The sequence below is a fragment of the Duganella sp. AC917 genome, from assembly GCF_979258245.1.
In genome coordinates this window covers 5417139-5429613 of the sequence record NZ_OZ409848.1, presented here as the reverse complement: position 1 = coordinate 5429613, position 12475 = coordinate 5417139, and the positions used below count along the sequence as shown (strand labels likewise).

12 protein-coding genes are annotated in these 12475 nt (G+C 56.6%); 3 read left to right on the top strand and 9 right to left on the bottom strand.

Annotated features, from left to right (window positions below):
• Positions 1–57: 57 nt before the first annotated feature.
• Positions 58–864, bottom strand: coding sequence for a TauD/TfdA dioxygenase family protein (locus ACZ0BA_RS23735; protein WP_463453607.1), 807 nt, complete (start codon positions 862–864; stop codon positions 58–60).
• Positions 865–969: 105 nt separating this feature from the next.
• Here ACZ0BA_RS23735 and ACZ0BA_RS23730 point away from each other — a divergent pair, with 105 nt between their 5' ends.
• Complete coding sequence (locus ACZ0BA_RS23730) at positions 970–1896, top strand: LysR family transcriptional regulator (protein WP_463453606.1); 927 nt, start codon at positions 970–972, stop codon at positions 1894–1896.
• Here the strand turns inward: ACZ0BA_RS23730 and ACZ0BA_RS23725 are convergent.
• Genes ACZ0BA_RS23725 through ACZ0BA_RS23715 form a run of 3 tightly spaced genes read right to left on the bottom strand, consistent with a single transcriptional unit; the run spans position 1893 to position 5307 of the window.
• Positions 1893–2135: a hypothetical protein gene (locus ACZ0BA_RS23725; protein ID WP_463453605.1), complete on the bottom strand. Its 243-nt coding sequence runs from the start codon at positions 2133–2135 to the stop codon at positions 1893–1895. The two genes, ACZ0BA_RS23730 and ACZ0BA_RS23725, sit on opposite strands and share 4 nt — an antisense overlap.
• Positions 2132–2671 carry a (2Fe-2S)-binding protein gene (locus ACZ0BA_RS23720; RefSeq protein ID WP_463453604.1) on the bottom strand — a complete coding sequence of 180 codons (540 nt, stop codon included), beginning with the start codon at positions 2669–2671 and terminating at the stop codon, positions 2132–2134. The genes ACZ0BA_RS23725 and ACZ0BA_RS23720 overlap by 4 nt, the downstream gene beginning before the upstream one ends.
• Positions 2668–5307: a xanthine dehydrogenase family protein molybdopterin-binding subunit gene (locus ACZ0BA_RS23715; protein ID WP_463453603.1), complete on the bottom strand. Its 2640-nt coding sequence runs from the start codon at positions 5305–5307 to the stop codon at positions 2668–2670. Before ACZ0BA_RS23715 ends, ACZ0BA_RS23720 begins: the two co-directional genes overlap by 4 nt.
• A 152-nt stretch (positions 5308–5459) precedes the next feature.
• Between ACZ0BA_RS23715 and ACZ0BA_RS23710 the strand changes: the two genes are divergently transcribed.
• Complete coding sequence (locus ACZ0BA_RS23710; RefSeq protein WP_463453602.1) at positions 5460–6230, top strand: substrate-binding periplasmic protein; 771 nt, start codon at positions 5460–5462, stop codon at positions 6228–6230.
• Positions 6231–6257: 27 nt separating this feature from the next.
• Here ACZ0BA_RS23710 and ACZ0BA_RS23705 read toward each other — a convergent pair whose 3' ends face one another.
• Both ACZ0BA_RS23705 and ACZ0BA_RS23700 read right to left on the bottom strand, forming a co-directional pair.
• Entirely contained in the window at positions 6258–6629 is a 372-nt protein-coding gene (locus ACZ0BA_RS23705; RefSeq protein ID WP_463453601.1) for a DUF4148 domain-containing protein, read from the bottom strand.
• A gap of 222 nt (positions 6630–6851) precedes the next feature.
• Positions 6852–7274, bottom strand: coding sequence for a hypothetical protein (locus ACZ0BA_RS23700; protein WP_463453600.1), 423 nt, complete (start codon positions 7272–7274; stop codon positions 6852–6854).
• Between the two features lie 399 nt (positions 7275–7673).
• Between ACZ0BA_RS23700 and ACZ0BA_RS23695 the strand changes: the two genes are divergently transcribed.
• Entirely contained in the window at positions 7674–8654 is a 981-nt protein-coding gene (locus ACZ0BA_RS23695) for a site-specific integrase (RefSeq protein WP_463453599.1), read from the top strand.
• Between the two features lies 1 nt (position 8655).
• Here the strand turns inward: ACZ0BA_RS23695 and ACZ0BA_RS23690 are convergent, their stop codons facing one another.
• Genes ACZ0BA_RS23690 through ACZ0BA_RS23680 form a run of 3 tightly spaced genes read right to left on the bottom strand, consistent with a single transcriptional unit; the run spans position 8656 to position 11747 of the window.
• The gene (locus ACZ0BA_RS23690; RefSeq protein WP_463453598.1) at positions 8656–9516 is read right to left on the bottom strand and encodes a DNA adenine methylase; all 861 of its coding nucleotides are present in this window, start codon (positions 9514–9516) and stop codon (positions 8656–8658) included.
• Positions 9509–10534: a hypothetical protein gene (locus ACZ0BA_RS23685; protein ID WP_463453597.1), complete on the bottom strand. Its 1026-nt coding sequence runs from the start codon at positions 10532–10534 to the stop codon at positions 9509–9511. Before ACZ0BA_RS23685 ends, ACZ0BA_RS23690 begins: the two co-directional genes overlap by 8 nt.
• Before the next feature lie 19 nt (positions 10535–10553).
• A complete protein-coding gene (locus ACZ0BA_RS23680; RefSeq protein ID WP_463453596.1) occupies positions 10554–11747 on the bottom strand; it encodes a ParB/Srx family N-terminal domain-containing protein in 1194 nt (397 codons plus the stop codon).
• Between the last annotated feature and the right edge of the window lie 728 nt (positions 11748–12475).

Below are 12475 nucleotides of genomic sequence, written 5' to 3'. Positions count from 1 at the left end.
CCAACCGCCATTCCAACCGTGCGCAGCGGAAATATGTTGGTCCCCATGCAAACGTTGCTATGCCGGCTGGACAGCCACCGCCAGCGGTCCCGGCGCAGGTGCCGCTTCGTGCCAGATTACGCCGTCGGCGCGCACCGTGGTGCGGTTCAGGATGCGGCGCGCGCCCGGACCGATCGGCGTCGCCTTGTGCGCCACGTGCAGGTTGTCGGCCACCACCACGTCGCCCGGCAGCCAATGGTGGCGGTAGGTGGCGCCGTCGCGCGAGTAATGGCGGTCGACCGCCTGCATCAGCTCGCGCGACCGGTCCGGACCATATCCCAGCACGCCACCGGTCAGGCCCACGTTCAGGTACAAGGCGGGAATGCCGGTTTTCGGATGCTTGAGCACCAACGGGTGGACCACGCCATTACGGTGCACCGTGTCGAGGCCGTCGAACTCCTGCTTGATCTCGTCCTGCAGCTCGGCATAGGCGCGGTGCAGGTCGGTGAACAAGGTATCGCCGCCCTCGCTGGCCTGCGCCACCGAATACCAGAAACTGATCGGGGTCGGGTCGGCGCGGAACGAGCCGTCCGAGTGCCAGTAGCGGCCCACCTCGACATGGCCGTCCTCGGGCCGGCTGGCGACACGGAAAATTTCCTCGAAGCCGTTCAGTTGGCCGCGCATCGTGGGAAAAGTCTCCAGCGCGCCGAACAAGCCGGTGGCGGCAATTTGTTCCTGCGGCGTCAGCGTCTGATCGCGGATCACCAGCAAGCCGTGCTCGAGCAAGGCCGAACGCAGCAGGCGGGCGGTGCCGGGACCGGCGTCGCGCAGGTCCAAACCTTCAATGGTGGCGCCAAAGCCGACGGGGAGCGGGGTGATATTCATATGGCCTCCTAAGCCTGAGATGTATGAAATCAATATATAGGCGTCACCCGCTGATGATAATATGAGCGAATTCGCACACACCTTTGCGCCAGACGCAACGCCGCCATGGACCGATTCGCCGAACTCAAAGCCTTTTGCCTCGTCGCTAACAATGGCGGCTTTTCGGCGGCCGCGCGCCAGCTGGGTGTCGCCACCTCGTCGGTGACGCGGCTGGTCGACTCGCTGGAGCAGCGCCTGGGCGCCCCGCTGCTCAACCGTTCGACGCGCAGCATTACGCTCACGGACTGCGGCCGCGCCTATGTCGAGCACGCCACACAAATCCTGGCCGCGCTGGACGAGGCCGACGATGCCGCCGCCGGCCGCAACGCCGAGCCCAGCGGCGTGCTACGCATTGCCGCGCCGGTCACGCTGGCGGTGCGCTACATCGCCCCGCTGCTGCCCGAGTTCGCGCGCCGCCATCCGCAGGTCAACCTGGACTTGCGCCTGAGCGACAACTACGTCAACCTGGTCGAGGAGGCGGTCGACGTCGCCATCCGCATCGGCAGCCCGCAGCAGCAGCCCAACCTCATTGCACGCGAACTGGGCACCCACCGGCGGCATATTTGCGCCAGTCCCGCTTATCTGGCCAGGCACGGCGCGCCGGACACGCCGGACGAGCTGACCCAACATAATTGCCTGCTGTTTTCCTACGGCGCCGTCCGCCACAGCTGGCGGCTGCGGCGCGACGGCCGGCAAGTGGATATCGACGTCGGTGGCAGCCTGAACGTGAACAACGCGGAAATGCTGCGCCAGGCCGCGCTGGGCGGCATGGGTTTAGCCCTGCTGGCGGACTGGCTGATCCGCGACGACCTGGCGGCCGGCACCCTGGTGGCGGTGCTGCCGGAGTACGACGGCAATCCCGGCGACATGGATGTGGTGATCCATGCGGTCTATCCGGCGAGCCGGCGCGGCTCGGCCAAAATCCGTCTCTTCACCGACATGCTGGCCGCTTCGCTGGGGGCAAATGGGGCGGACCAACGCGTTGTTGACTAGCGTTTGCCCACCTTGGCAGGCGTGACGATGGGCTTGATGGTGCAGATCGGGTTTTTCGGATCGGCGCAGCACGTGAGCAGCTGATTGAGCGATTCCAGATTCGCCTGCTCCCAGAACTCCTTGCTTTGCTCGTTGTTGACCGGCATCTTCGAATGCCACTGCGCGAACTCTTTGCCGATGTTGCTGTAGCGGCCCAGCGGATCGGCCGGAATCAAGGACGGCAGTGTCGGCAAATTCATAACGCCACCCCGCCACCTTGCGTGTAGGGCAAGGCCACCTTGCGGATCGCCTCCAAGTAGCGCACGTAGCCGGTGCAGCGGCACAGGTTGCCGCCGACCCAGGTCTCGATCATATGGTCGAGCTGCGAGGCCGGCACCGGCGCCCGCTTCAGGTGCGACAGCATGGCCGTGGCCGCCATGAGGAAACCGGGCGCGCAATAGCCGCACTGGAACGAGAAATTCTCCAGGAAGGCTTGCTGCAGCGGCGCCAGCGCCTGCTCCGAACCCAGGCTCTCGACCGTGTAGATCGACATGTTCTCGACCGCGCTGACCGGGGTGGAGCAGGACAGCGTTTTCTCCAGCACCGCATTGTCGCCGCCGCCGTCGCCGCCACGGGTGGCGACGGTGCAGGCGCGGCACACGCCGATGCCGCAGCAGAATTTGGTGCCGGTCAGGTCCTGGCGCTCGTGCAAAAAATCGATCAGCGCCATGTCGGCGTCGCCGGCGTCGGCTTGCACCGGCTTGTCGTTGATGTGAAAAAGGATCGGCTGTGTCATGTCAGGGACTCCAGGACGGCGCGCGCGGTGACCGGCGTCGTCGTATAGCGTTTGCCGCCGGTGGCCATCGCCAGCGCGTTCAGGATGGAAGGACCGATCGGGCACATCACCGCCTCGGCGATGCCGCGCGCGGTGGTCTCGCCCGGCGCCGGCGGCAGCACGATCAATTCCTGTTGCGGAATATCGGTCGAACGCGCGATGGCGTAGCGGTGCAGGTTCCAGGTGCCGTTGCCCGGCCCGGTGCGATCGTTCGGACAATGCTCGAGTAACACGTTCCCCAGCGCCATCGCGATCGCCCCCTGCGACTGGCCGGACACCAGCTGCGGGCAATGCTGGACGCCGGCGCTGAGCACCGAGACCACCGATTCGACCGCGATCGCGCCGGTGCGCGGATCGACCGTGGCCGCCACCAGCGCACCACATGGCGCGTAAGTGGTGCGGCCGAAGCGGAAGTTGATCAGCGGCGGATTCACCACCTCGCCGCGCGCAATCGGCTGCAAGGTATCGACCGTGAGGCCCATCGCGATATAGTCGAGCGGCAAGGTCGCCGCGCCGCTGCGGAAGGTGAACGGGGCCGTGGCGAAGCCGCCCACATAGCTGGCGTGCACCACCGCCACCATCGGCAGGCGCATGCGCGTGGCCTGCTTGACCAGCGCCGACCACGGCAACGACGCCACGCCGTCCGCATGCAGCCGGTTGTCCTTCCAGCTCAGCGCGGCGGCCGGCACTTCGCGGCCCCAGATGGCGTTGGCCGCCGGCAGCAAGGTCTGCAGAATCAGCGCCAGTCCCCCCTGTTCGACCACGTGGTATTGGTAGAAGGCGCCCAGGCAGGCGCTGGCCGAGCCGGATGCCTTGAGTACGTAATTCTGCGGCACCGGCGCGGGCGGCTTGGGCTTGGTGGAGGTCAGATTGAGCGAATCGAACAGCTGGGTCTCGCCCATGTTGATGCTGTTGGCGTTGCGGCCAAGATAGGACGCCGTCGCCAGGCCGAGCGCGGTGGCGGCGCCGTTGCCCATGTCGATGTACGGGGTGTAGATCGTGACGGTGCCGGTCGGCTCGATCTGCACGGCGGCGAACATGCCGTCGCCGGAGGTGCCGTAGGCCTCGTTCGAGAGCGCGAAACCGACGCCGTACAGCAGCCCCTGGCGCTGCCTGGCCTGCTGCGTCAGCTTGCGGTTTTGCCACAGCGAATGCCGTTCCAGGCGTTGCAGCATCTCTTCCAGTTGCAGGTCCTGCAGTATCGGCGCGCCGGTCACGGTGGCGCCTCGGCCCTTGCCCAGCAGGTTGCGCCGGCGCAGCTCGAACGGATCGATGTTGAGCGCTTGCGACGCTTCGTCGAGCAAGGTCTCGATCGCCATGAAGGCTTGCGGGCCGCCGAAGCCGCGTTGCGAGCCGCCCATCAATTGCGGCGTCTGCATCGACCGGGCGTAGGCGACCGCGCGCGGAATGTCGTAGCAGCTCATCGAGCTGAGCGCGGCGAGCTGCGCCACGAACGGCGTCAGGTTCATCTGGTCGCCGCCGTTGAGCGTGAAATCGCAACGCAGCGCCTGGATCTTGCCGTTGGCGTCCACCGCCAGGGTCTCGCTGAAATCCGTCTCGCAACGCTTCAGGCCGACCTGGAACTGCTCGAAGCGGCTTTGCGCCCAGCGCAGCGGCCCGCTCGAAAACGGCGCCGCCAGTGCCAGGTACATCGAAAACAGCGACGAATCGCGTCCGCCGAAGCCGCCGCCGGGATAGCACGACAACAGATCGATGTCCTTGACCGGGTAAGCGCTGCCGTCGAAGATGTCGACCGCGTTTCTCAGGTCGCCGCTCGGCGACTGCGTGCCCAGCACCAGGTTGAGTTGCTGGGTGGCCGGGTCGTACCACGCCAGGCCCGACTCCGGCTCCATGAACATCGGATCGATGGTCTGCGTGTAAAACCGGCGCGTGAAGGTCGGCCAGACCTTGCTGTCGATTGCCGCCGAGATGCCGGCGGCCACCGCGTCCTTGGTCGCCGCGTAATTGGGCGTGTAGACGTAGTTGAAATTCTTGGCGTCGTCGCGGATGTAGCTGGTGACCGGCGTGTACGTGCCGGTCGCGGTGGCGGCTGCGGCGCCGTATTGGATCACGTCCGGATTGAATTGCAGAATCTTCACGGCGCGGCGGTAGGCATCGAAGTTGGCGAAGATCAGCATCGCCACCGGCTGCCCGAAAAAGTCGGCCGGCTTGCCGATGGTGGCCAGGAACGGGCTGTTCATGCCGTCGGCCAGCTTCAGCTTTTTGTCGATCAGGGCCTGGGCGTCGATCACCGCCACCGGACGCAAGCCGGCGGGCAGCATGTCCAGGTTGAATCCGGTTACCACCTGGTCGTAGCGGTCGCAGCGCACCGCGTACAGGAACTGCTCGTTCTGCGGCCAATCCTTGAAGTCGCGCGCCTTGAAATCGCGCGCGTAGATTTTTTGCCCCAAGACCTTGGGCAGGCCATCGATGCGCCAGCGGGCCCGGCCCGGCTCCGGCGCCCATGCGGGCACTTCCGTCAATCGCGGCCGGGACGCGTTCATCGCCATGCCGGGCAGGCTGGTCACCGATAAGCCGACGGTAGCGCCGCTGGCCAGTACTTTTAAAAAGGTACGGCGGCTAACTTCTGGCGTCATGCTCATGATTCCTTTTTCTAGTAACGTACTTGCGCACGCGGAAAAGCCGGATTGCAACGATATCGAAATTGCCGGCAGGAATTATCGTAACATGCGGTATTGGCGTCAAAAATCTTAAATTGTCACAACACAACTGCAACACCGAGCGGACTATGAAAAGACTGGCAGCAATGTGCACCCTCGCCTTGTTGAGCTTGAGCGCCCCTGTGCGGTCGGCCGAGCTTGTGGCGGTCTACCAGGGCAACCGCCCGCCCTTTTCGTTTCGCGACGCGCAAGGCAACGCAACGGGTATCGAGGCGGATGTGGTAACCGAGGCGCTGCGGCGCGCCGGACGCGGCGTCACCTTTCGCGAAACGCCCAACGTGCGCCTGCTGCCGTTCAGGGAGGGGGATGGGGTCGATCTGGCGGTGAGCGTGCGCGGCAACGACGGCCGCGGCGTGTATTTCTCAGACGAGTTCGTCACGTTTCACAACGTTGCCATTTCGCGACGCGACCGGCATATCGCGCTGAAGACGATCGCCGATCTGGACGGCTACAACTTCGCCATTTGGCAGAACGGCTGGCGCGACCTCGGTCCCGCCTTTGAAGCGCGCTACCGGCCGGGCGCCGACGGCCGCTTTCCCGCCAACTATTTCCAGCCGTCCAACCAGCAAGCCCAGAACAAGATGTTCTGGTTCGGCCGGGTTGACGTGATCGTCGTCGACAAGCAAGTCTTCGAGTGGTATCGCAAGCAGTTCAGCACCGAGTTCAACACGGAGGTGGCGCTGGACTACCATGCCATTTTCAACACCACCACCGGCTTCAAGGTCGGCTTTCGTAGCCGCGACCTGCGCGACGCCTTCAACCGCGCACTGATCGCCATGCGCAAGGACCAGACCTATTCGCGCATACTGGCGAGGTATGCGCTACCGGCGCGGCAATGACCTTGGCCTGAGGACGCGCAGCGTCGATTACAGGCTGGCTTCGCCGACGAGTTGCGGGTTGGCCTGGCGGTAAGCGGCCAGTTCGGCGCGAACTTGCGCGCGGGTCGCACCGGGCGCAGCCGACCCGGTCGCGATTTGTGGATACTGTTCGCCACTGGCCAGCTCGCCGCGTTGCTGGGCCAGGCGCAGCTCGGCGCGGACTTCGTCACGCGTTTTGGTCGACGCTGCCTCTGGCAGGGAAGCTGCGTAGAGTTCGCCGGAATTGACCGCCTGGCCGGCCGCGACGGCGGCTTTGTACTCGGCGATCACTTGTGCGCGGGTCAGTTGAGGAGCTTCCTGGGCGTAGACAACTGTGGAGGACAGCAGGGCGATGGCGAGGACGATGGCGACGTTTTTCATGGTGTGGCTCCTTAATAAGTTGAGATGATGGCCAACTGCGGCGAAACCCGTAACTAACGATTGTATCGTTCGCTATATTTATGGTGCTTTTTTCGTTCGCAGTGAACCGATGCATCTACTTTACATAGCACGCTATTTAATAGCAAACAATTTAAAACTATCGACTCGATAGGAAAAACTGATCGCCGTGTCGGTGCCAGCTTCTGAGCCGCAATAGCAGGGCTAGCGCTTTATTCTCACCGCGTCGAAGAACCAACCGTGCCAGGCGATGACGACATTATTGTGATTTTTTATAAACACGGATGTACAGCTGAGATCGACGACCGTGACCGGATTTGGCAGTCCAAGCTTGTCGGCGGTGGCCTGATATTGCTTACGCAGGAAAAGCCCTGGCTCCACGCGCTGGGCCGAGAATTCGGGCGGTCCACAAGCACGCGTTCCAAAAACCACTTTCTCTTTGCTGATGGTGAACACCCGGCCGACGAATTGGCGCGCTTCGCCCTCGTCGAGCGAGGTGGTTTCGGCTTCATCCAGTGCGGCAGTGATCTTCCACTGCCCGGTGATCGAAGCATTGTCCTCGCCGGCGTAAAACGCCAGGACGAATAAGGAGGCCAACACAACTGTCGCGACCAAGGCGCGCGCCATTGTCCTCTGCAACCATGGCGGATACGACCGAAATGACATATGGGTTCCTTGGCTGGCGTTTGACTCTCACGCTAGCATTGGAAACCATGCGGTTCACTGATGTCGCACAAGTGCGCACAACCGAGACGCTTGAACAACAGCGGCGGAGACAGCATCCATGCTTTTCACTGCTTGGAGGATGTTTCAGGCGCAATCAGTCAAGGGCATCAACGGCAATGGCCGGGCCTAACTATTTGAACTGATTGAGGAAAATTTGGTGCGGCTGGCGGCGATCGAACCCACGACCTTTGGCTTCGGAGGCCAAAAATCGAGCCTTTATCTATAGCCTCTGTAGCATTTTCTTCCTTTATTGGCACAATTTTGGCACACTGATACGCCAAATCAACTACGCCAAATAGCATGCCAACTATCCGCAAAAAAGGCGAAGGCCAGTACCACGTTCAAATCCGCAAACGCGGCTATCCAACTCAGACCAAGACCTTTACCAAAGAAGTCGACGCCAAGCGCTGGGCAACGATCATTGAAGCCGAAATGGAGCGCGGCGTGTTCGTTTCACGCACCGAAGCGGAAGGCACGCTAGTTAGGGAAGTATTAAAGCGGTACGAGGAAGAGGTACTTCCAACCAAACGCGGCCAAATGCCAGAAAAATCAAGAATCAAATTACTAGATGAAGAATTCGGCGACTATCGGCTAGCAAGCCTGAGCTCAACACAGATCGCAAAGTATCGAGACAGACGATTAAAGGCCGTAAGCCCTCAAACGGTAATACATGAGATCAACTTGCTCAACAGAGTTCTGAAAGCTGCCACTCTAGATTGGGGTATCGCATTGCCAGGGGGATTGCCAACCGCACAAGTACGTAAGCCAGCAAAACCACGCGGGCGTGATCGTAGGGTGACAGCAGAAGAAATAGAACGCATTTTTGCGGCCACGGAATCATTAGAGCTGCGTACTATCGTCGCATTAGCGCTTGAGACCGGGATGCGCCGCAACGAACTAGCCTCACTTCTCTGGGAGGATATAAATCTAAAAAAACAAACGGCGCATCTTCCAAAAACAAAAACCGATGTCCCTCGCACGGTTCCCTTGTCCAAAGCTGCAATTGCAGCACTCAAGGCCTTTGGTTTAAAGAAAGAGGGCGCTGTTTTCACCCTCCAAGGAGAATCAATGAGTCAAGCATTTGAGAGAGCTTGCAAACCACATCGCGGGAACGTTACGGGCTTACGCTTTCATGACTTACGCCATGAAGCAACAAGTAGACTTTTCGAAAAAGGGTTGAACGTTATGGAAGTTGCCACAATTACCGGCCATAAAACCCTAGACATGTTAAAACGCTACACACACTTGAAAGCGGAGGACTTGGCAAAGAAATTAAAGTGAATCAAGCAACTGCAAGTTGACGATATTTCCACTCATCAGGTATTTCCATATTAGTAATCAAGAGCTCATCTTCACTTTTTGAAACTCGTGTACTGTATTGAAATGCCTTCTCAACTTGCTTGAATTCCTCATACAGGCTACGAATCACATCATGGTTGTCATAGCTCAGCATCCAGTTAAATTTTACTGAACCCAGCGACTTGGACAAAGCAATGTGGTCTGGAAGCCTATAATGGTGCCTGTACAACTTACGCCCCTGTACAAAATATGGCGGATCAATATAGAAAAACGGCGTCACGCGTCGTTTATTCTCTCTGATCAGATCAACAGCGTCGCCAAATACAACATTAATCTTATTACCTAATTTCGCAATATCCTCGATTCTCGTGATTAGGTCTTCACGATTAAATCGACAGTCGATCTTATATGCCGAACTCTGATCTTGTCCGCCAATCGGTCCACTGTGCAACACACCCGAAAAGTTAGTCCGATTAAAAAACAATGCGGCAAACGCCATTTCTACTAAGCGGTCTTCATCAGGGGCCTCACATTCTAACAATGGACGCAGTTCGTGCCATCTTGCGAGCGAAACATCAGCTTCGCGGATCTTATTAATAAGCAAATCAGGCTGTTGAAGGGCGACCTTCCAAAAGGAAAACATAAGTGGATCACGCTCACCCAACACAGCAGAGGAACAGATCTCTTCAGACACGAGTGCCAGCGTCACCGCTGCGCTTCCCGCATATGGTTCAACAATTTTGCAGCCCCTTAAACCGTTATGCAAAACATACGACTTAACAATGTTCGCAAAGGATGATTTACTCCCAGGATAGCGAAAGGGAGTTTTTACAATTTCAGGCATAATGTGCAATCGCAGCGGTTCTCAGCTTTGTAATTAATTCGCCAACCCATTCCTGAATTTCAGGCATCTCATTGACGCGTTCAATGGTCAACGCAGCGTTAGCTGCAGCGAGATCCAATCCACTTTGGGCTAAACGAGGGATTGTGTAGCGATAATGCACCTGGCCATAACGCTTAGTCAAAATGCCCAGTTGTTGTTTTAGAGTTGCCTCGCCCACGAGAGAAATGCAGAACGGTATGAAAAGAGCAGGTACCGGGTCGGATGCCGGGATTTCTGCAAACCAGTTTTCATGATACGGACGGAAGTACTCTCGAACGCTCTTATTTGGCCAATTGCCACCCGACGCGACTTGCCCCAACATGTAAGTCTTTCCTGGAGCTTGATCTGGGCGCGGTGTCCACGCAATCACGTCAATGCCTTCATCTTTTGGATTAGTAGATACGCCTGGAAGAGGATTATCCCTAACCGCACCCTCTCCAAAAACTCCGTAACATTGCCGAAGTTTCACTAAAAATGGTGATCCATCTGGGCGGGGAAATCCAAAAGCTACCGCAGCGCCGTTCACAGAACCGGCTGCTGCCCAGGTAGAACACGCCCCGAATAGGTCTCTAACTCGATTCGGAAGCTCGTAAGAGAATTTATCTAATTCAAAAATCTCAGAATTGTTAAAATGCGAAAGAAAAAGACAAAATAGATACAAAACAGCGCCGTTTGTGAGCTCGCTCTTAATCTGTAGCTCTTCGCCACTTTCGTTGAACTCGAAAGGATAATCCTGCGCTAAATAATCAATTCTCTCTCGAAACTGTTGAATAATTGTTTCAAGAAAAATTTCATCAGCAGAATTATCCCTCTCCGCTTTACCTTCTGGATTAGCACCTTCAGAGTTCTTTCGCTTGTCCCATGCTCGCTGAAGAGTGCGCAAGGGACCGAATGAGAACTCCGAACATAATACATAAAACTCAAACCAATCCGCTATAACGTGCGTGTCACGATCGAGTGGCAACTGGGCTAACGGCATTTTCGCTATGTCCTGTAAATTATCGCTTCAGAGGTGGCTTGATACCACTTTTCTTGACCGTTGAACTCGTCGGCGGCCCTGATGTACTAACCTTTAACGAAAGCCGCTTTCGCTTAGCTCGCATAGCGTCTAACAACGTTTCGGCCTGCTCAACTATCTCTTCCGCAATAACCAGAAGATTTTCCTCCCCATTGTATTTTGGCAATGCATCCATTACGGAGGTCAGCTTCAACGTTGCCTGAGCAATAGTCTCACTAAAAACATCATATGGCGAACGAACATCATTATAGGCAACCGCTAAAGTCGCACCGCCACGGATTTTTTCAAGAGCTACGGGATTAGTAATTACCTCACCTATATGCTTCAGGTCCGGATTCTGAGATTTAATTAAGGAAGGCCTCTCGTCACTTTTATTTCCGTACAAATAAAGCAACACTTCTTTCAGCTTACCTTCATGTATTCGTGCAACAGGTACTTCGCCTGGATCTTTATTCCAGCCTTTTTCTAACCCAAGAAATTCTTGATATTCTGTACGACCTAATGCAGTGTATAAGTGCGAGAACGCAAACTTACCTTTATTGTAACGGTTCTTGATTTCAAAAAGATTTCTTGCTTCAGCTTGCTCAAGAACCCGAATACTGCTTATATAAGCACGAATAGTGTCATTATCATCCCCAAGTTGCCGAGCAATTTGATCGATTGTTAGACTGTTCTTTTGTTCGCGCTTATACCAGTCGCTAACGAAGCGTGCTTTGGCGTACGCATCCCAACGACTCGGACCATTAATATGTTTAAAGCCGATGAACGCCTGCGCATCGCTTTCACTCTTGACCCGCCACACAGTTACTTCTTTTATCGATTCTAAAACCTCCTTCGATATTTTAGGCATCGAAATACGGCAACGCTTTGCAAGGTGTGGGTCGCTGATAAGCTTGATCGATGCAAGCCGACGATTACCCTCAAGTACACGATATGGTCCATTATTTTTACCTATGACAATAAGCGGTTCAAAGTCCAAGTAGGTATTCGTGCAGATAGAGGTAATTACCTCTTCAAGAGGAGCAATTTCGTTCAGCGCTGAGATTATGTCTTCATCTATCAAAGTTCCATAATCATCCCCCGTTAGCAAACGAGGATTATTTTTATCAAACTCTAACAACGAGGTCGGGCATCCACGCGCAGGTTCACCGAAGGCAGGAGAGAATTTTAGCATTTCAGCAATGTCCGATAATTAGCTTAACCAGATATTATACATCAAGGCTAACTCGCAGCGAGCAATAAATTCTCTACTATAGTTCTTGTATGCAACAACTCCCGCCACAGTGAAGGTCCCACGGCCTAGCTCGCCCAAGCAATTGGTAGCGTACCGTACTCTGGCGGACAAAAAACTGTAGCAAAGCACGACTTCACACGCCAAATTTCTACGTGGACTAGACTGATGTCACAGTCGAAATGGAGGAACGTGATTGACAGCGCAGAGTTTTGACGTGCAGTATTGAGACAACCTGCTCGGCGAGAGGAAGTTTCTTGGCGCCGGGTCATCCATCTAACCTGTCCATTGGAACTCCTTTGCAACATCTACATACCTTCGAAACAAAAGAAGACGCCGAAGAAACTTTGCTAAAGTTAGTGGGGCCGAAACGATTAGCTAGTGACCGAGACGGTACTGAAGTCATCTTTAAATTGTTTGGCGATTTGACGTGGAGAAATCTTCACGCTGTCGGTCTACACAATCTTCCTGAGTTGAAAACAATTCTATCTCAGCGAGAATCTGGAAATTCCTATGATAAGAACCGACACCGCGAAATTATCATTGCACTCGAAAACGTTTCGCGAGTGCTCGGACTGACGATTCCTGCGCATTGGCGATGACAGCTAACGAGCATAAGTCAGCAGCCGTACAGAATCGAGATAACTATCCTCACCACTGATGTCTGATCG

What these genes read in the sequence shown, in the direction of transcription:
- ACZ0BA_RS23735 (WP_463453607.1), bottom strand. Translation starts at nt 864, where the DNA reads ATGAATATCACCCCGCTCCCCGTCGGCTTTGGCGCCACCATTGAAGGT.
- ACZ0BA_RS23730 (WP_463453606.1), top strand. Translation starts at nt 970, where the DNA reads ATGGACCGATTCGCCGAACTCAAAGCCTTTTGCCTCGTCGCTAACAAT.
- ACZ0BA_RS23725 (WP_463453605.1), bottom strand. Translation starts at nt 2,135, where the DNA reads ATGAATTTGCCGACACTGCCGTCCTTGATTCCGGCCGATCCGCTGGGC.
- ACZ0BA_RS23720 (WP_463453604.1), bottom strand. Translation starts at nt 2,671, where the DNA reads ATGACACAGCCGATCCTTTTTCACATCAACGACAAGCCGGTGCAAGCC.
- ACZ0BA_RS23715 (WP_463453603.1), bottom strand. Translation starts at nt 5,307, where the DNA reads ATGACGCCAGAAGTTAGCCGCCGTACCTTTTTAAAAGTACTGGCCAGC.
- ACZ0BA_RS23710 (WP_463453602.1), top strand. Translation starts at nt 5,460, where the DNA reads ATGAAAAGACTGGCAGCAATGTGCACCCTCGCCTTGTTGAGCTTGAGC.
- ACZ0BA_RS23705 (WP_463453601.1), bottom strand. Translation starts at nt 6,629, where the DNA reads ATGAAAAACGTCGCCATCGTCCTCGCCATCGCCCTGCTGTCCTCCACA.
- ACZ0BA_RS23700 (WP_463453600.1), bottom strand. Translation starts at nt 7,274, where the DNA reads ATGGCGCGCGCCTTGGTCGCGACAGTTGTGTTGGCCTCCTTATTCGTC.
- ACZ0BA_RS23695 (WP_463453599.1), top strand. Translation starts at nt 7,674, where the DNA reads ATGCCAACTATCCGCAAAAAAGGCGAAGGCCAGTACCACGTTCAAATC.
- ACZ0BA_RS23690 (WP_463453598.1), bottom strand. Translation starts at nt 9,516, where the DNA reads ATGCCTGAAATTGTAAAAACTCCCTTTCGCTATCCTGGGAGTAAATCA.
- ACZ0BA_RS23685 (WP_463453597.1), bottom strand. Translation starts at nt 10,534, where the DNA reads ATGCCGTTAGCCCAGTTGCCACTCGATCGTGACACGCACGTTATAGCG.
- ACZ0BA_RS23680 (WP_463453596.1), bottom strand. Translation starts at nt 11,747, where the DNA reads ATGCTAAAATTCTCTCCTGCCTTCGGTGAACCTGCGCGTGGATGCCCG.